This window comes from Polaromonas sp., from assembly GCF_029945925.1.
Taxonomy (GTDB): domain Bacteria; phylum Pseudomonadota; class Gammaproteobacteria; order Burkholderiales; family Burkholderiaceae_C; genus Polaromonas.
This window is the reverse complement of record NZ_JAQSDN010000039.1, coordinates 12,947-30,344: the sequence shown is the minus strand read 5'-3', so window position 1 is coordinate 30,344 and position 17,398 is coordinate 12,947. Positions and strand designations below refer to the sequence as shown.

The 17,398-nt window shown below is 64.8% G+C and carries 15 protein-coding genes; 13 read left to right on the top strand and 2 right to left on the bottom strand.

The features are described 5' to 3' along the window. Positions 1-2: 2 nt before the first annotated feature. The 4 genes from PSV40_RS11505 to PSV40_RS11490 all read left to right on the top strand — a co-directional run bounded on the left by PSV40_RS11505 (position 3) and on the right by PSV40_RS11490 (position 4,679). Entirely contained in the window at positions 3-824 is an 822-nt protein-coding gene (locus PSV40_RS11505; protein WP_300537556.1) for an ABC transporter ATP-binding protein, read from the top strand. 129 nt (positions 825-953) lie between these two features. Beyond that, positions 954-2,201: an AMP-binding protein gene (locus PSV40_RS11500; RefSeq protein ID WP_300537554.1), complete on the top strand. Its 1,248-nt coding sequence runs from the start codon at positions 954-956 to the stop codon at positions 2,199-2,201. Positions 2,202-2,539: 338 nt separating this feature from the next. Further along, positions 2,540-3,523, top strand: a complete 984-nt coding sequence (locus PSV40_RS11495) for a tripartite tricarboxylate transporter substrate-binding protein (RefSeq protein WP_300537552.1) — start codon at positions 2,540-2,542, stop codon at positions 3,521-3,523. 148 nt (positions 3,524-3,671) lie between these two features. Further along, complete coding sequence (locus tag PSV40_RS11490; RefSeq protein WP_300537550.1) at positions 3,672-4,679, top strand: tripartite tricarboxylate transporter substrate binding protein; 1,008 nt, start codon at positions 3,672-3,674, stop codon at positions 4,677-4,679. Between the two features lie 168 nt (positions 4,680-4,847). Here PSV40_RS11490 and PSV40_RS11485 read toward each other — a convergent pair whose 3' ends face one another. Next, positions 4,848-5,147 (bottom strand): DUF1840 domain-containing protein, encoded by a 300-nt coding sequence (locus PSV40_RS11485; protein ID WP_300537548.1) that lies wholly within the window; start codon positions 5,145-5,147, stop codon positions 4,848-4,850. 111 nt (positions 5,148-5,258) lie between these two features. Here PSV40_RS11485 and PSV40_RS11480 point away from each other — a divergent pair, with 111 nt between their 5' ends. From PSV40_RS11480 to PSV40_RS11440, 9 genes are all read left to right on the top strand, one after another. Continuing rightward, complete coding sequence (locus PSV40_RS11480; RefSeq protein ID WP_300537546.1) at positions 5,259-6,011, top strand: 2OG-Fe dioxygenase family protein; 753 nt, start codon at positions 5,259-5,261, stop codon at positions 6,009-6,011. A gap of 259 nt (positions 6,012-6,270) precedes the next feature. Continuing rightward, positions 6,271-8,649, top strand: coding sequence for a bifunctional salicylyl-CoA 5-hydroxylase/oxidoreductase (locus PSV40_RS11475; protein ID WP_300537838.1), 2,379 nt, complete (start codon positions 6,271-6,273; stop codon positions 8,647-8,649). Between the two features lie 58 nt (positions 8,650-8,707). Beyond that, positions 8,708-9,190, top strand: a complete 483-nt coding sequence (locus tag PSV40_RS11470; protein ID WP_300537544.1) for a MarR family transcriptional regulator — start codon at positions 8,708-8,710, stop codon at positions 9,188-9,190. Beyond that, complete coding sequence (locus PSV40_RS11465) at positions 9,187-10,041, top strand: enoyl-CoA hydratase family protein (protein ID WP_300537541.1); 855 nt, start codon at positions 9,187-9,189, stop codon at positions 10,039-10,041. Before PSV40_RS11470 ends, PSV40_RS11465 begins: the two co-directional genes overlap by 4 nt. Before the next feature lies 1 nt (position 10,042). Further along, the gene (locus PSV40_RS11460) at positions 10,043-11,212 is read left to right on the top strand and encodes an acyl-CoA dehydrogenase family protein (RefSeq protein WP_300537539.1); all 1,170 of its coding nucleotides are present in this window, start codon (positions 10,043-10,045) and stop codon (positions 11,210-11,212) included. Continuing rightward, the gene (locus PSV40_RS11455) at positions 11,209-12,834 is read left to right on the top strand and encodes an AMP-binding protein (RefSeq protein WP_300537537.1); all 1,626 of its coding nucleotides are present in this window, start codon (positions 11,209-11,211) and stop codon (positions 12,832-12,834) included. The genes PSV40_RS11460 and PSV40_RS11455 overlap by 4 nt, the downstream gene beginning before the upstream one ends. Positions 12,835-12,841: 7 nt before the next feature. Then, positions 12,842-13,285 carry a thioesterase family protein gene (locus PSV40_RS11450; protein WP_300537536.1) on the top strand — a complete coding sequence of 148 codons (444 nt, stop codon included), beginning with the start codon at positions 12,842-12,844 and terminating at the stop codon, positions 13,283-13,285. Further along, positions 13,282-13,677 (top strand): RidA family protein, encoded by a 396-nt coding sequence (locus tag PSV40_RS11445; RefSeq protein ID WP_096668976.1) that lies wholly within the window; start codon positions 13,282-13,284, stop codon positions 13,675-13,677. The genes PSV40_RS11450 and PSV40_RS11445 overlap by 4 nt, the downstream gene beginning before the upstream one ends. Positions 13,678-13,840: 163 nt before the next feature. Continuing rightward, a complete protein-coding gene (locus tag PSV40_RS11440) occupies positions 13,841-14,812 on the top strand; it encodes a response regulator (protein ID WP_300537534.1) in 972 nt (323 codons plus the stop codon). 83 nt (positions 14,813-14,895) lie between these two features. Here PSV40_RS11440 and PSV40_RS11435 read toward each other — a convergent pair whose 3' ends face one another. Continuing rightward, positions 14,896-17,139, bottom strand: coding sequence for a TolC family outer membrane protein (locus tag PSV40_RS11435; protein WP_300537533.1), 2,244 nt, complete (start codon positions 17,137-17,139; stop codon positions 14,896-14,898). Positions 17,140-17,398 lie beyond the last annotated feature (259 nt).

Genomic DNA, 17,398 nt, shown 5'->3' with positions numbered 1-17,398 from the left:
TTATGGAAAAACCTGACATCGCCAGCGATATCGTCCTGAACGTCAATGGCATCGAAGTCATTTACAACCACGTCATCCTGGTGCTCAAGGGCGTGTCCCTGCAAGTGCCGCAGGGTCGTATCGTGGCCATTCTGGGCGGCAATGGCGCCGGCAAGACCACAACCCTGCGGGCCATCTCCAACCTGCTGCAGGGCGAACGTGGGGCAGTCACCAAGGGCTCCATCGAGCTGCGCGGCGAACGCATCGAAAACCTGTCTCCGGCCGACCTGGTGCAACGCGGTGTGGTGCAGGTCATGGAGGGCCGGCACTGCTTCGCCCACCTGACAATTGAGGAAAACCTGCTGACCGGCGCCTACACGCGCAAAAACAAGGCCGAAGTGGCGGCCAACCTCGAGAAGGTCTACAACTATTTCCCGCGCCTGAAAACACGGCGGACCTCGCAGGCAGCCTACACCTCGGGCGGCGAGCAGCAGATGTGCGCCATCGGCCGTGCGCTGATGGCCAACCCGAGCATGGTGTTGCTCGACGAACCCTCGATGGGCCTGGCGCCGCAGATCGTCGAGGAAGTCTTCAACATCGTGAAAGACCTCAACCAGAAAGAAAAAGTGACCTTTCTGCTGGCCGAGCAAAACACCAACATGGCCTTGAAATACGCCGACTACGGCTACATCATGGAAAGCGGCCGTATCGTGATGGACGGCCAGGCCAGCGATCTGGCGAACAACGAAGACGTCAAGGAGTTTTACCTCGGCGTTGGCGGCGGCGAGCGCAAAAGCTTCAAGGACGTCAAGAGCTACAAGCGCCGCAAGCGCTGGCTTGCATGAAGCCCCCACGGTTGCTCACTGCGTGTAGCGCCCTGCCCCCCTCGGGGGCGCTGCGCCTGCGGTCCGGCAAAGCCGGTCCCGCGGCCCCTGCTGGTAAAGAGGGGAGCCCAACGCTCCCTCGGAGATCTTATGACTGAGTATTACGACGCGCTGGAAACACGGGACCCGGCCGCCCGCGAGACCCAGCTGATGGCGGCGCTGCCGGCGCAGGTGGCGCATGCGCAAAAGGCCGCGCCTGCCTTTGGCGCCATTCTTGCGGGGCTGCAAGCCAGGGAAGTCATGTCGCGCCAGACGCTGGCACGGCTGCCGGTCACACGCAAACACGAACTGCTGGCGCGGCAGCAGGCGGCCCGCGGCAACGACACGTTTGGCGGCTTTTCCACACTGCTGCGCGGCCCGAAGATGCCGCGCATTTTTTCATCCCCTGGCCCGATCTATGAGCCCGAAGGCACCGCCCGCGACTACTGGCGTGCCGCCCGCGCCCTGTTCGCCGCGGGTTTTCGCGCCGGCGACCTGGCCCACAACGCGTTCAGCTACCACATGACACCGGGTGCCTTCATCATGGAATCCGGTGCGCACGCCATCGGCTGCAGCGTTTTTCCGGCCGGGGTGGGGCAGACCGAGCAACAGCTCCAGGCGATCGCCGAACTCCGGCCCGAGGCCTACATGGGAACGCCCAGTTTCCTGCGCATCCTGGTCGAAAAAGCGCTTGAGGCCGGCAGCGACATCTCCAGCATCCGCAAGGGCCTGACGGGCGGCGAGGCACTTCCGCCCAGCCTGCGCGACTGGTTTGCCGGGCACGGCCTGGCGGTCTACCAGAGCTACGCCACCGCCGACCTGGGGCTGATCGCCTACGAAACCTCCGCGCGCGAAGGCCTGGTGCTGGACGAAGGCGTGATTGTGGAAATTGTCCGTCCCGGCACCGGCGACCCCGTGCCGGAGGGCGAGGTCGGCGAACTGGTGGTCACCACCCTGAACCCCGACTACCCGCTGATCCGCTTTGGAACGGGCGACCTGTCGGCGATACTGCCTGGCGCCTGTCCCACCGGGCGAACCAACACCCGGATCAAGGGCTGGATGGGCCGGGCCGACCAGACCACGAAAATCCGGGGCATGTTTGTGCATCCCGGCCAGGTGGCCGACATCACCCGGCGTTTTCCCGAGGTGCTCAAGGCGCGCCTGGTCGTCACCGGCGAGATGGCCAGCGACAGTATGACGCTCAAGGTGGAAGCGACCTCCATGCCGCAGGAACTGGAAAGCCGGATCAGCGAGGCGATCCGCGATGTGACCAAGCTGCGCGGCGATGTCGAGCTGATGGCGCCGGGCAGCCTGCCCAACGATGGCAAGGTCATCGAGGACGCCCGAAGTTACAAGTAGAGCCCCCACGTTCGCGCACTGCGTGTCGCTCTCTGCCCCCCGAGGGGGCGCTGCGCCTGCCGGCCGGCAGAGCCGGACGCGCGGTCCCTGCTTGAAGAAAGATCCGCCGGCTTCTCGCTTCCTATCCGTTCGTCCTGAGCCTGTCGAAGGATGCCCCCCGGGGGCGCTGCGCCTGCGGCCCGGACAGGCCGGTTCCGCGGCCCTGGCTGGTAGCGAGGGTCGGCTACCCACATTGCGCTGCACCCGGAGGGCTGAGTGCTTGCCCTTACGTAGTTCCCGAGATGACGGCGGCGCCTGTGCCGCCTACACTGTGCCATTCAATTCAACGGAGATATGTGATGAAACGCCTGTTAGTCCTCGCCGCTGCCGCAACAGCGTTGTTCGCCAATGCCCAGACCTACCCCGGCTCCAAACCGATTGCCATCGTGGTTCCTTTTGCAGCGGGTGGTCCGACCGACCGTGTGGCACGCGACCTGGCCGAAGCCATGCGCAAAAACATGCCGGGCGCCAACTTTGTCGTGGAAAACGTCAACGGCGCCGGCGGCACAATTGCCGCCACCAAGGTCGCCAAGGCCACCCCGGATGGCCACACCCTGCTGCTGCACCACATCGGCATGGCTTCCGCCCCCGCGCTGTACCGCAAGCTGCAATACAAGCCGCTGGAAGACTTCGAGTACCTGGGCATGATCAATGAAGTGCCGATGACGCTGATTGGCAAGCCCCAGCTGCCAGCCAACACTTACCGTGACTTCGAGAACTACATCAAGGCCAATGCCGGCAAGCTCAACATTGCCCATGCCGGCCTGGGTTCAGCCTCGCACCTGTGCGGCCTGATGTGGCAAGCGGCGATCAACGCCAAGGAAGCCATGACCACCATTCCGTTCGGCGGCACCGGCCCGGCGATGAATGCACTGGTCGGCGGCCAGGTGGACCTGATGTGCGACCAGACCACCAACACCACCGGCCAGATCGAGGCCGGCCGCGTCAAGGCTTTTGCCGTGACCACCGCCAAGCCCCTGTCCTCGCACAAGCTGCTCAAGGACTATCCGTCCCTGCAGGACATGGGCCTGAAGGGGTTCAACCTGACCATCTGGCATGGCCTGTACGCACCCAAAGGCACGTCCCCGGCCATCCAGGCCCAGCTGAACACGGCGCTCAAGCTCGCGCTGAAAGACCCCGACTTCATCAAGAAGCAGGAAGGCCTGGGCGCGATCGTCGTGACCGACAAACGCGTGGAACCGGCGGCACACAAGGCCTTTGTGGCCTCGGAAATTGCCAAGCTCAAGCCGGTGATCGAAGCGGCCGGCAAGTTTGCCGACTGATTTCCGCATCGCCGCGTGAAGAAAGGCCGCCGGGCAGTAGCCAGGCGGCTTTTTTGTTGCGGGCCGGGATTGCCCCGATTGAAGCGCCCGCCCCGCAGCGGCAAGATAGATCCATCGCTTTGACACACTCCAACAGGAACCCCGCATCATGCCCATCTTCAAGACAAATCGCCGCCTGGCCCTTTCCAGTATTGCGCTGGCAGCTACTATTTTTATAGCACTTCCGGCGGCGGCGCAAAGCCCCTGGCCAACCAAGCCGGTGCGCATCGTCGTGCCGTTTGCGCCCGGTGGCACCACCGACATCCTGGCCCGCGCCGTGGCGCCCGAGCTGACCCGGGCTTTCGGCCAGCCTTTCATCGTGGACAACCGGGCCGGTGCCGGCGGCAATGTGGGCGCCGACCTCGTGGCCAAATCCCCTGGCGACGGCTATACCCTGCTGATGGGCACGGTGGGCACCCACGGCATCAACAAGTCGCTGTACAGCAAGATGCCTTTTGACCCGCAAAAAGACTTTGCCCCGATCACGCTGGTGGCCGGGGTGCCCAACGTGATGGTCATGAATGCCGAAAAAGCCGCCAAACTGGGCATCAACACCGTGGCAGATTTTGTCAAATACGCCAAGGCCCATCCCGGCCAGTTCAGCATGGCGTCCAGCGGCAACGGCACCTCGATTCACCTGGCCGGCGAACTGTTCAAATCGCAAACCGGGATTTTCATGACGCACATCCCCTACCGCGGTTCCGGTCCGGCCCTGCTGGACCTGATAGGCGGCAACGTGGACGTCATGTTCGACAACCTGCCGTCGGCCATGCCGCAGATCAAGGGCGGCAAGCTCAAGGCCTTTGCAGTCACCAGCGCCCAGCGCTCGACGGCCATGCCCGAGTTGCCCACGGTGGAGGAAGCCGGCAAACTCAAGGGTTTTGAGGCCAGCAGCTGGTTTGGCCTGCTGGCGCCGGCCGGCACGCCGCCCGACGTGGTCAGCCGCATCCAGCAGGAAGTGGCCAAGGCCCTGGCCACCCCGGCCATCAAGGAAAAAATGCTGGCCCAGGGCGCCATCCCGAGCGGCAACACCCCGCAGGAATTCGCCAAGCTGATTGACGCCGAAATCACCAAGTGGGCCCTGGTCGTCAAGGCCTCTGGCGCGAAGGTCGACTAGCAAGGCTGGGGGCATCCTTCGACAGGCTCAGGACGAACGGACAAGAAGGCACACGGCGCGGCTCGTCCTTCAAGCAGGGGCCGCGGAACCGGCTTCGCCGGGCCGCAGGCGCAGCGGCCCCCTCGGGGGGCAGGGAGCTACACGCAGTGAGCGACCGTGGGGGCTCTACTAGACTCCCCAGACCACCTCGTGCCCGGCCTTGTGGTTGCGCTGCAGCATCTCGATGAAGGGCACGGCGCGCTGGCGCAGGCCCAGGCCTTCGCCGGGCACGGGCTCAGGCGCCCCTTCGTCGTGGGTCTCCTCGAGGACGATCGCGGCTTCCAGCGCCGCGATGGCTGCCGGCATCTGCTCGGGCAGGATGATGCCCTTGGGACCGGCGTCCTTGCCGATGATTTCCAGCACGCGTCGGCCATTGGCCTCCAGCATGATCAGGTCGCCGGAAGCTTTGGACTTGAACTTGTACAGCATGGCAGCTCCTTTTTTTGCATGAATAGGGATAATTATGAGCGAGTCTTCGGCTGGCGGCTGTAGGCAGCTTGCCCGATCATGCGCGAGCCCGGTGAAGCAAAATAGGCGGTTATGTTCAATATCCCCACCGTTCAAAAACCTGCCGCCCAGGGACTGAGCCAGGACGGCCTGAGCCTGCTGTCACCTGCCGAGCTTCCGGCCACCCTGTCCCTGCCGTCTGGCTGGGCCGGGCAATGGTCCGGCCTGGCCGCCTCCTGGGACAACCTGCCGCCCGATGCCCACCTCAAGGATGGCGGCCACTACCGCCGGCGCCGGCACAGCTGCTTTGTCCAGGAGCTGCCCGGCGGGCAGCTGCAACAGGCGCCTCACCGCGCCCACTGGCAGCCGACCGACTACAACGCCCTGCACGGCGGCTTTGAGCGCTGGTTCGAACCGGTCGAACCAGCCGTCGCCGCCGCGCCGGCCTGGACCGCCCTGCTGTGCGCCTTGGGCCAGCTGTTTGCCCAGGTTCGGCCGGTGGCGCGCTGGTTTATTGAGGCGCACCAGTTCCGCATCGACACCGCGGGTGGCGTGGGCCGCCCCACGCCGGAAGGCGCGCACCGTGACGGTGTGGACTTCGTGGTGGTGATGCTGGTGGCGCGCAGCGGCGTCAAGGGCGGGGAGAGCCGGGTGTTCGACGCCAACGGCCCGCACGGCCTGCGTTTTCTCATGCAGGAGCCGCTGACCACGCTGTTGCTGGACGACGCCCGGGTGATCCATGAAACCACCCCCATCCTGCCGCTCGACGATGCGGCGCGGGACGGCTACCGCGACACCCTTGTGCTGACTTACCGGGCCGACGGCTTCCAGGCACCCTGGAAATAGGGCCCCCACGCTTGTCGCTTCGCGTACTGCGCTGCCCCCCGAGGGGGCGCTGCGCCTGCGGGCCGGCCCTTCTGCAGGCTCAGGACAGGCCAGGGCCGGACCCGCGGCCGCTGCTTGCAAAGAGGACCCATCGCACTCGCTACGTCTTCCCCGTCAGGGGCAGCGTTAACCATGAGTCGCCGGTCCGTAAAACCGCTTGACGAAAATAGTTTAAACCTAAACAATTAAGACTCGATCAATCAACTTGAACGGTCTTTCCATGCGCATTCTTTGCCTGGGCGGCGGGCCCGCCGGTTTGTACTTTGCGGTGCTGATGAAGCTGCAGAACCCGGCCAACCAGATCACGGTGGTGGAACGCAACCGCCCGTTTGACACTTTCGGCTGGGGCGTGGTGCTGTCGGACCAGACGCTGGGCAACCTGCAGGCGGCCGACCCCGTCAGTGCGCAGCTGATTGGTGACGCGTTCAACCACTGGGACGACATCGAGGTGTTTTTCAAGGGCCGCTCGGTGCGCTCGGGCGGCCACGGCTTTTGCGGCATAGGCCGCAAGCGCCTGCTCAACATCCTGCAGGACCGCTGCATTGAACTCGGCGTCGATCTGGTGTTTGAAACCGATGTGCAGGATGACCAGGCCATCACGGAAAAGTACCAGGCCGACCTGGTGATTGCCAGCGACGGCCTGAACAGCCGCATCCGCAACCGCTACGCCGACACCTTCAAGCCCGACATCGACCTGCGCGCCTGCCGTTTCGTCTGGCTGGGCACCCACAAGACCTTCGACGCCTTCACCTTTGCGTTCGAGCAGACCGAACACGGCTGGTTCGCGGCGCACGCCTACAAGTTCGACGACAACACCTCCACCTTCATCGTCGAGACGCCCGAGGCCGTCTGGAAGGCCCATGGCCTGGACCAGATGAGCCAGGAAGAAGGCATCGCCTTCTGCGAAAAAATGTTCGCCAGGTACCTGGACGGCAACGCCCTGATGAACAACGCGACGCACGTGCGCGGCTCGGCGATCTGGATCCGCTTCCCGCGCGTGGTCTGCGAACGCTGGGTGCACCACGAGACCATCAACGGCAGACCGGTGCCCATCGTGCTGATGGGCGACGCCGCACACACCGCGCACTTCTCGATAGGCAGCGGCACCAAGCTCGCGCTGGAAGACGCGATCGAGCTGAGCCGCTGCTTTGCGCAACACCCCGCGGCAGACGCCGCGCTGCAGGCGTATGAAGCCGTGCGTTCGGTCGAAGTCCTGAAGATCCAGAATGCGGCGCGCAACTCGACCGAGTGGTTTGAAAATGTGGACCGCTACAGCGGGCTGGACGCCGAACAGTTCTTTTACTCGCTGCTGACGCGTTCGCAGCGCATCAGCCACGAGAACCTGCGTGTGCGCGACGCCTCCTGGCTGCAGGGCTACGAGCAGTGGCTGGCCAATGTGGGCCGCGCCGCGAAGGGCCGCCCCGAGCAAGCGACGGCCCCCTCGGGGGGCAGCGCAGCACACGCAGTGGCAAGCGTGGGGGCCACGTCGGCGCCGCCGCCCATGCTGTTGCCGCTGAAAGTCAGGGGACTGACGCTGAAAAACCGCATCGTGGTTTCGCCCATGGCGACCTACAGCGCCGTCGATGGCCTGCCCCAGGACTTCCATCTGGTGCACCTGGGTGCGCGCGCGCTGGGCGGCGCGGCCATGGTGTTTGCCGAAATGACCGCACCCTGCCCCGAGGGCCGCATCACACCGGGCTGCCCGGGCCTGTGGAATGAAGAACAGATGCTGGCCTGGAAACGCATTGTCGATTTCGCGCACCGCTCCGGCGAAGGTGTGGCCATGGGCATGCAGCTGGGCCACAGCGGCCCCAAAGGCTCGACGCAGCTCGGCTGGGAAGCACCCGACGAGCCGCTGCCCGCCGGCAACTGGCCGCTGCTGGCGGCCAGCGCGGTCTCTTACGGACCGACCAACGCCGTTCCGAAGGCGATGACCCGCGAGGACATGGACCGCATCAAGGCGCAGTTTGTGGCTTCGACGCAGTATGCCGCGCAGGCCGGTTTCGACTGGCTGGAGCTGCATTGCGCGCACGGCTACCTGCTGTCGAGTTTCATCACGCCGCTGACCAACCGGCGCAGCGACGAGTACGGCGGTTCGCTGGAAAACCGTTGCCGCTACCCGCTGGAAGTTTTTGCGGCCATGCGTGCCGTCTGGCCCGCGCACCTGCCCATGAGCGTGCGCATCTCGGCCCACGACTGGGCGCCGGGCGGCAACACGGCCGACGACGCGGTGGCCATCGCGCGCCTGTTCAAGGCCGCCGGCTGCGACTTCATCGACGTCTCCTCGGGCCAGACCACGCGCGCCGCCAAGCCGGTGTATGGCCGCATGTACCAGACGCCGTTTGCCGACCGCATCCGCAACGAGGTCGGCATCCAGACGATTGCCGTCGGTGCCATTTCGGAAGTGGACCACGTCAACAGCATCATCGCCGCCGGGCGCGCCGACCTGTGCGCGATTGCGCGCCCGCACCTGGCCGACCCGGCCTGGACCCTGCACGAAGCGGCCAAGCTGCAAAGCCGGGCAGTGGACTGGCCGAAACCCTACCTCAGCGGGCGGGATCAGATGTACCGTGAACTTTCAAAGCAAAAACAGGCCTGAGCCCATATCCAGCAAGCGCCAGCAGCTATTAAATAGATAGTAAATCAGGAGAGATGCCATGGACATGGAAGCACGAGGACACCGCGAACACCCGGAAGCGCTGCGCCTGTGGCTGCGCCTGCTGACCTGCACACAGCTGATTGAAAAACAGGTGCGCGGCCAACTGCGCGAACAATTCGACACCACCCTGCCGCGCTTCGATTTGATGGCGCAGCTCGAGCGCAACCCTGACGGGCTGAAGATGAACGAGCTGTCGCGCCGCATGATGGTCACCGGCGGCAACGTCACCGGCATCACCGACCAGCTGGTGACCGAAGGCCTGGTCGAACGCATGGACGTCGAAGGCGACCGCCGCGCCTACCGCGTGCGCCTGACCTCACGCGGCCGCAAGACCTTTGACGAGATGGCGCGCCAGCACGAGGGCTGGATTGTGCAGGCCTTCGGCGGCCTGTCGCCGCGCGAAATCGACACCCTGCACAAGCTGCTCGGCAAGGTCAAACAGCACCAGACCGATCTGAACCAGGAAATGGAAAACGCATGAAACACTACATCGGCCCCGCCAACCCCATGCACGCGCAGTTCAATGCGCTGGCCGGTTACCAGGCACGCCACTTTGCCTATGCTTTTGATGCCGGTGTGGCCACCCTGAGCCTGAACCGGCCGGAGCGCAAGAACCCGCTGACCTTCGACTCCTACGCCGAGCTGCGCGACCTGTTTCGCGCGCTCAACAGCGCCACCGACGTCAAGGTGATTGTGCTGACCGGCGCCGGCGGCAACTTCTGCTCGGGCGGTGATGTGCATGAAATCATCGGCCCGCTGACCAAAATGGCCATGCCCGAACTGCTTGAGTTCACACGCATGACCGGTGACCTGGTCAAGGCCATGCGCCTGTGCCCGCAGCCCATCGTCGCCGCGATCGACGGCATCTGCGCCGGCGCCGGCGCCATGATGGCGCTGGCTGCCGACATGCGCCTGGGCACGGCGCAGGCCAAAACCGCTTTCCTGTTCACGCGTGTGGGACTGGCCGGCGCCGACATGGGTGCCTGCGCCTTGCTGCCGCGCCTGATTGGCCAGGGCCGCGCCTCCGAACTGCTGTTCACCGGCCGCGCCATGACCGCGCCCGAAGGCCTGCAGTGGGGCTTTTTTAATGCCCTGCACGAGCCGGCCGAGCTGCTGGGCAAGGCGCAGGCGCTGGCCGCCGAACTGGCCGCCGGCCCGACCTTTGCCCACGGCATGACCAAAACCATGCTGCACCAGGAGTGGGCCATGACCCTGGACCAGGCAATTGAAGCCGAAGCCCAGGCGCAGGCCATCTGCATGCAGACAAAAGACTTCACGCGCGCCTACGAAGCCTTTGCCAGCAAACAGAAACCGGTGTTTCAGGGAGACTGATGTGAAAGCCGATACCCGACATCTGGAATTGCCTTTTTTCGACGACGCACACCGCGCACTGGGCGATCAGCTCGCGGCTTGGGCGCCGGCGCAGCAGGTGGACGAAAGTGACGATCGCCGTGCCTGCAAGCAGTGGGTGCGCCTGCTCGGCGACGCCGGCTGGCTGCGCTACTGCGTGCCCGCCAGTGCCGGCGGGGCCATGGACAAGCTCGACTCGCGCGCGCTGGTGATCCTGCGCGAAACCCTGGCCTTTCATTCTCCGCTGGCCGACTTTGCGTTTGCGATGCAGGGCCTGGGCAGCGGCGCCATCACGCTGGCCGGCACACCGGCCCAACAGGCGGCCTACCTGCCTGCGGTGGCGCGTGGCGACAAGATCGCGGCCTTTGCGTTGAGCGAACCTGACGCGGGTTCGGACGCGGGCGCCATGACCACCAGCGCAGATACTTCTGACGGCGGCTGGGCGCTCAACGGCAGCAAGACCTGGATCAGCAACGGCGACATCGCCGACTTTTACGTGACCTTCGCCAAGACCGTCCGCGAAGCCGGCACACGCGGCATCACCGCCTTCATTGTTGATGCCGGCAACCCCGGCTTGGACAGCAGCGAACACATCGCGGTGATGGCGCCGCACCCGCTGGCCACGCTGAAGTTTGCGCATTGCAAGCTCCCGGGCGAGGCGCAACTCGGCGCGCTCAACGGCGGCTTCAAGCTCGCGATGCAGACGCTGGACATTTTCCGCGCCTCGGTCGCCGCTGCCGCCTTGGGCATGGCACGCCGCGCGTTGTTTGAAGCCGTGCGTTTTTCGCGCGAACGCAAGATGTTCGGCCAGACCCTGGCCGACTTCCAGCTGACGCAGGCCAAGATCGGCGAGATGGCGGCGCTGATCGATGCCGCCGCCCTGCTCACTTACCGCGCCGCCTGGCTGCGCGACGACAGCGAAGCCAGCGGTGCCGGCAAACGCATCACCGCCGAGGCCGCCATGGCCAAGATGACGGCGACGGAAAACGCCCAGCGTGTGATCGACATGGCCCTGCAGATGCACGGCGGCCTGGGCGTGAAGGTCGGCACCAAGGTCGAAAGCCTGTACCGCGACATCCGCTCGCTGCGCATCTACGAGGGTGCGACCGAAGTCCAGCAACTGATCATTGGCAAGGCGGTGTTGCAGTCATGAGCACCCCTTCCCACCCCTCCGTCCAGACCGACCGCTTCGTGCACGATCGCCTGCCGCCGCCGGACCAGTGGCCGCAGATGCGCTACGAGCTGCCCGAACTGCAGATTCCCGCGCAGGCCAACCTGGTGGACGTGCTGTTCGAGCGTGCTGACAAGCGCGGCCTGTCGGACCGGCCTTTCCTGCGCTCCGACAAGATCATCCTGAGTTATGCCGACGCCCACGAACGCGTCAGGCACATCGCCCAGGTGCTGACCGAAGACCTGCGGCTGGTGCCCGGCAACCGCGTGTTGCTGCGCGGCGGCAACACCATCGGCATGGCGCTGGCCTGGCTGGGTGTGGTCAAGGCCGGGCTGGTGGCCGTGGCCACCATGCCGCTGCTGCGCGCCAAGGAACTCGGTGAGATCATCGCCAAGTCCCGGGCCACGGTGGCGCTGTGTGATGCCAGCCTGCTGGCCGAACTGCAGGCCGCCCGGGACCTGGACCCGACGCTCACGACCATCGTCCCCTTCAACCTGAACGAGCCAGGTTCGCTCGCTGTGCGTGCCGCCGGCAAGGACGGCTACTTCGCGCCCTGCCGGACCTCGGCCGACGACATCGCGATGATGGCCTTCACCTCCGGCACCACCGGCACGCCGAAAGCGGCCGTGCACACGCACCGCGACGTGCTCGCTGCCTGCGAGGCCTGGCCGCGCCATGTGCTCCAGGCCACGCCGGAAGACATCGTGATGGGCTCGCCGCCGCTGGCCTTCACCTTCGGCCTGGGCGGCATGCTGGTGTTCCCGATGTGGGCGGGCGCCTCGGTGTATTACCCCGGCATTCCCTACACCCCGGAAGCCATGGTCAAGCTCATCAACGAGGTGGGCGCCACCATCTGCTACACCGCGCCCACCTTCTACCGCCAGATGGCCGCCTTCGCGAAGCAGCATGGCGTACCGACGCTGCGCATCTGCGTCAGCGCGGGCGAGGGGCTACCCGACGCCACGCGCCAGCTCTGGAAGGAGGCGACCGGCATCGAGATGACCGACGGCATAGGCGCGACCGAGATGTTCCACATCTTCATTTCCGCTGCACCGGCGGACGTGCGCCGCGGCGCCATCGGCAAAGTGGTGCCCGGTTACACCGCGAAGGTGGTGGATGACGAAGGCCGGGAAGTCCCGCGCGGCACCATCGGCAAGCTGGCGGTCATCGGGCCCACCGGCTGCCGCTACCTCGACGACGAACGCCAGGCAAGGTATGTGAAGGACGGCTGGAATTACCCGGGCGACGCGTTTCTGCAGGACGTCGATGGCTACTTCTTCTTCCAGTCCCGGGCCGACGACATGATCATCACCTCGGGCTACAACGTGGGTGGCCCTGAAGTCGAAGACGCCCTGCTCAAGCACCCGGCCGTGGCCGAATGCGGCGTGATCGGCGAGCCCGACGACGAACGCGGCATGCTCGTCAAGGCCTTTGTCGTTCTCAAGCCAGGCCAGGAGGCCGGCGAGGCAATGACCCGGCTGCTGCAGGACCACGTGAAAGCCATGCTGGCACCGTTCAAATACCCGCGCCGGATCGAATTCGTGAGCAGCCTGCCGCGCACGGAGACCGGAAAACTCCAGCGCTTCAAGCTGCGCCAGCCCTGAGACAGACATGAAATTCACCACCCAAAAGCTGATCCGCTTTCACCACTGCGACCCGGCGGGGATTGTTTTCTACCCGCAGTACTTTTACCTGCTGCATGAAGCGCAGGAAGATTTTCTGTCCCACATCGGCTTTCCCGAGCACGAGATGATTGCCGGCGGACTGGGCGTGCCCATCGTGGACATGAAGACCGAGTTTCTCGGCATGTGCCGCTATGGCGACGAGGTCAGCATCGAGCTCAGCCTGACCCGGCTGGGCCACACCAGCATCGGCATGCACTATGAAATTCATAGCTGCTCGCGCAATCAGGAAAAGGGCCCGACCCTTAAATTGCGTGCAGACTCGGTGGTCGTCTGCGCCGAAATCCCCAATGGCAAGGCTTTGGGCATTCCTGACGGATGGCGCGAAGCGATGCTGCCTTATCTGCAAACCCCACTGGAAGACAAGTCATGATGAAACTATTGCAGCCGGACGGCTGGGCGGCACCCAGGGGTTACGCCAACGGCGTGATGGCCAGAGGCGCACTGATTTTTGTCGGCGGGCAGATCGGCTGGAATGCACAGCAGCAGTTCGAGAGCGATGACTTCATCGCCCAGACCCGCCAGGCCCTGCAAAACATCCTGGCCGTGCTGCAGGCCGGCGGCGCTGGGCCGGAGCACATGGCACGCATGACCTGGTACGTGGTGGACCGCGTGGAATACATCGCACGGCTCAAGGAGCTGGGCGCGGTGTACCGCGAGGTGATGGGGAAAAACTTTCCGGCCATGACCTGTGTGGAAGTCTCCGCCCTGGTGGAAGAGCGGGCCCGCATTGAAATTGAAGTGACGGCTGTCCTGCCGGACTGATCGGGTGGCTCCTGCCTCCCAAAGCAGGCAAGGACGCAGGCCTGGCGACGGTGTTGCAGGGCTTTTCTGGCATAAGATGGGAACGGATTGGCCGCATCGACGCCGACGTTTCTGGAGATCTACATGACCCCCCTCCGACCCACACCCACCAGGCTTGCATTTCATGGCTGATCAGACATCCGGTTTCAAGCAGATCACGCCCGAGCCCGAATTCGGCTTGGCCGAAGCCCAGCGGAGAATGCAGCAGCAGCTGATGGAAATGACCGGGGTGGCCCAGTCCGTCTTCCACCTGGAAACCCAGCAGCTCAGCTGGAACCCGCGCGCCTATCAGCTGTTTGGCATGCCCGCGGGCACCCCCATGACGCTGGAAGCAGCCATGGGCCTGGTCTATCCGGACGACCTGGACGTGCTGGTCCGGGCCCGCGACCAGTTGCGCAAGACCCCGGGGGCCATCGAACTGGACTACCGCGTCATCCGCCCCGATGGCGGCCTGGTGGACGTGCATGCCCTGCTTTATCTGGAGTCCGATGCCCAGGGCCGACCGCTGGCCTATATCGAAATGAGCCTGGACGTCACCGAGCGCAAACGGGTGGAAAACGCCCTGCTCCAGTCTGCGCGCTTGTGCCGGGCACTGGACCAGGTTTCCACCGATGGTTACTGGGAACAGAGCTCCTCTGCGCAAGGCTCCGACCGGGCAGACACGCTTTCGGCCCCCCTGCAGACGCCCAAGGCCGCCAGCCAGGGCCTGCAGCGGAAAATGCGGGTGCTGTATGTGGAGGACAACATGTACAACCTCATGCTGTTCGACGACGTGATGCGAACGCGCGACGACGTCGAGGTCCGCATGGCCCAAAACGGTGCCCAGGGCTTTGAGGTGGCCGGTAACTGGTTGCCTGATGTGCTGGTGCTCGATGGCCGCCTGCCGGACACCCATGGGATTGACCTGCTCAAGCGCATGCGGGAGATCCCGGGCCTGCGGGCAACGCCAGCCTTCATGTGTTCGGCCGACACCCAGCCGGAGCACAAGATCCTTGCCGAGCAGGCAGGATTTGCCGGTTACTGGACCAAACCAGTGGACTTTGACAAGGTGTTCGACGAGCTCGACCGGGTGGCTGCCGATACCGATTTGGGCTGAGCCCTTTTTTTGCGCGTGCGCAAACCGGCGCCTGCGCATCCACTTCAGCGGAAAAGCCACCCGTCGGCGGGAGGCTCCGGGAATTACTGGATGCCCTGCACCGGCGTCACAGAGCTCTCGCGCACGATCAGCCAGCGGTCGCCCACCCGTACCCATTGCAGGGTTTTGGTCACCACGTCACGGTAGTTGGCCGAGCGGTAGGTCTGACGGAAGGTCGCCGTTGCATGGGTGGCGTCGGGCGTGGCGACCGACAGCTCACTCACTTCCACAGAAATATCAACGGCGCGCCCCAGAAACGCCTTGCGCTTTTCTTTCCAGGCGTCCCGGCCACCCTCGTTGGATGGCATGAAGGCGGGCGCATAAAAACCAAGGTAAGCATCCACATCCCGCCTGGACCAGGCCGCGCGCCAGCCTTCCACGGCGTTGCTGATCTCGCTGCTGCTGCCAGCCTCTGGCATCGCGGCCGGCGCGGGCTCCGCAACGGCCGCCGGTTTGGGCGCCACCCACGGTGTCGGTTGCATCGCGGGCCTGGCGGCCGGCGCAGACGCCGGGGCCTGCTGCGCGGCACGCTCGCGTGCATTGGCCAGGGCGGTCTGCTTTTCCAGCGTCCGCTGGAGTTCGCTGCTCCCGGAATCAGCGGGCGGTACCACAGGCGCAGGCGGCGCGACCGGCGTGGCCGGTGTGACCGGCGCAGGGACTGGCGCCAGACGGCCGCCCGCGGGAGGCAAGGGCGTCACGGTGGGTGCAAAAACCTCCTGCACCGCGCGCTCGCGCGCGTTGAACAGTGCGGTCTCCCTCACCTGATCGGCGGCCCGCTGGATCAAGGCGCCCTTGTCCACCACATACACGCTGACGGGCTCGGCCGGGCAGTGCTGCGAAGCGTCTTCACCATCGTTCCACCGATCCAGCCCGGGGAAGCCGCCGGTCTCGATTCTGGACAGTTCAAGGGCTGGCAGCAAGGTGCCCAGACCCGCCTGCGTTCTGGCGTAGGCGATGTTGAGGTCCTGCTCGGCGTTGACCACCGCCCGCCTGGCCTGGAACAGCTCGTTTTCCGTGTCTAGCAAATCCAGCAAGGTGCGCTGACCGATGTCAAATTGCTGGCGGTAGGCATTGCGCGCTTTCTCGACGGACACCTTGTTCTGGTCCAGATAGCCCAGCTGCTCCTTGAGCTTGCGCGAATCGTTGTAAGCGATGAGCAGCGTTTGCCGGATGTCGCGACAGGTCTTGTCGCGCAAGTCCTTGGCCACATTGAGCTGCTCGGCAAACTGGCGCTCCCGCGCCCGGTCGCCGAAGCCGTTGAACAGGTTCCAGCTCATGACCACTTCCGCCACGGTGGCGTCGGTATTGCCCGTGACACCGTTCAGGTTGGCGCCCTGCTCGCGGCGCAAACGCAGATCGAAACGCGGCTGGTACGCGCCGCTGCGTGAGGCCAGCGCGGCATTGGAAGCACGCACGTTTTCAACCGAGGCGCGCAAGGCACCATTGCGCTGCTGCGCGCTGCGTATGGCCCCGGACGCATCCTCCGGAATATCCCGCATCAGCGGCGCAGGCACCGGCATGTCCCGCGTTGGCATCAGGCCCACAATGCGCTGGAAACGCGCCGTGGTGTCGTGCAAGTTGGAGGTTTCGGTCAGCAGGTTGGACTCGGCCATGGCCAGACGCGCGGCGATCTGCTCCAGATCGACGGCCCGCGCCACCTTCGCCTTGACACGGCGCTCTGTCTGGTCGAAAACCGAGCGGTGCTGGACAAAATTGTCCTCGGCCAGGCGCAAAAGCTCCCGGTAACGCAAAACGTCGTAATAGGCGCGCACCGCTTCGAGCGCCACACTCTCCGACGTGTCAAAAAATTCGAACAGCCGCACCAGACGGGCATGATCAAGCCGCTTGACGTCGTTGCGCGTGGCAAAGCCGTCGTAAAGCAGCTGGGTGATGGTCAGGGACGCCGAATTGCGGTCGAAGCGGGTGCCAGTCGTGGCCGCAGCGTTGCGCCGCTCCGCACCGCTGCCGGCTGCAAGATCGACCTTGGGCAACAAGGCACCGGCGCCAGCATCACGCTCGCCGTCGGCAGCCTTGATGGTGTGCCAGCGCGCGAGAACTTCGGGATTGTTCAGCACCGCATTCTGTGCGGCTTCCTTGAGCGTCAGCGGTTTGCCTGTTCCCTGGGCAAACGCCGGAGCCGAAAACACAAGCGGCAGGGCGCCGAACCCAACACCGGCAAGCATCAGCGCGACCAGGGTGTTGTTCAGGCGGCAGGGCACAGCAACGCGCTGGCCATGCGCAAAAGTGCCGGCCACAAATGGGGCCAGCAGGGACGCTCGCAAGTTCATGCGATCCACAGCTTCACCGTTACACTGCTGGAACCCGACGTGCAGGCAATGGCCGCCGGGGGCAGCATGGCAAAGCTTTTGGGTTGCTTTTCTGGCATCTTCTTACTCTTTGCTACAAAAGGACGCGCACTGTGCAGACCGCGGAATGATCTGGCCATGAACCTGAGTGATGGAGAATCATTCGAAATCAGGTTAACAAATCACCGTTAGTTACTGTTTTATATAGATATTTTCATATTAACGCAGGATTTTCCGAAGA

What these genes read in the sequence shown, in the direction of transcription:
- PSV40_RS11505 (WP_300537556.1), top strand. Translation starts at nt 3, where the DNA reads ATGGAAAAACCTGACATCGCCAGCGATATCGTCCTGAACGTCAATGGC.
- PSV40_RS11500 (WP_300537554.1), top strand. Translation starts at nt 954, where the DNA reads ATGACTGAGTATTACGACGCGCTGGAAACACGGGACCCGGCCGCCCGC.
- PSV40_RS11495 (WP_300537552.1), top strand. Translation starts at nt 2,540, where the DNA reads ATGAAACGCCTGTTAGTCCTCGCCGCTGCCGCAACAGCGTTGTTCGCC.
- PSV40_RS11490 (WP_300537550.1), top strand. Translation starts at nt 3,672, where the DNA reads ATGCCCATCTTCAAGACAAATCGCCGCCTGGCCCTTTCCAGTATTGCG.
- PSV40_RS11485 (WP_300537548.1), bottom strand. Translation starts at nt 5,147, where the DNA reads ATGCTGTACAAGTTCAAGTCCAAAGCTTCCGGCGACCTGATCATGCTG.
- PSV40_RS11480 (WP_300537546.1), top strand. Translation starts at nt 5,259, where the DNA reads ATGTTCAATATCCCCACCGTTCAAAAACCTGCCGCCCAGGGACTGAGC.
- PSV40_RS11475 (WP_300537838.1), top strand. Translation starts at nt 6,271, where the DNA reads ATGCGCATTCTTTGCCTGGGCGGCGGGCCCGCCGGTTTGTACTTTGCG.
- PSV40_RS11470 (WP_300537544.1), top strand. Translation starts at nt 8,708, where the DNA reads ATGGACATGGAAGCACGAGGACACCGCGAACACCCGGAAGCGCTGCGC.
- PSV40_RS11465 (WP_300537541.1), top strand. Translation starts at nt 9,187, where the DNA reads ATGAAACACTACATCGGCCCCGCCAACCCCATGCACGCGCAGTTCAAT.
- PSV40_RS11455 (WP_300537537.1), top strand. Translation starts at nt 11,209, where the DNA reads ATGAGCACCCCTTCCCACCCCTCCGTCCAGACCGACCGCTTCGTGCAC.
- PSV40_RS11450 (WP_300537536.1), top strand. Translation starts at nt 12,842, where the DNA reads ATGAAATTCACCACCCAAAAGCTGATCCGCTTTCACCACTGCGACCCG.
- PSV40_RS11445 (WP_096668976.1), top strand. Translation starts at nt 13,282, where the DNA reads ATGATGAAACTATTGCAGCCGGACGGCTGGGCGGCACCCAGGGGTTAC.
- PSV40_RS11440 (WP_300537534.1), top strand. Translation starts at nt 13,841, where the DNA reads ATGGCTGATCAGACATCCGGTTTCAAGCAGATCACGCCCGAGCCCGAA.
- PSV40_RS11435 (WP_300537533.1), bottom strand. Translation starts at nt 17,139, where the DNA reads ATGAACTTGCGAGCGTCCCTGCTGGCCCCATTTGTGGCCGGCACTTTT.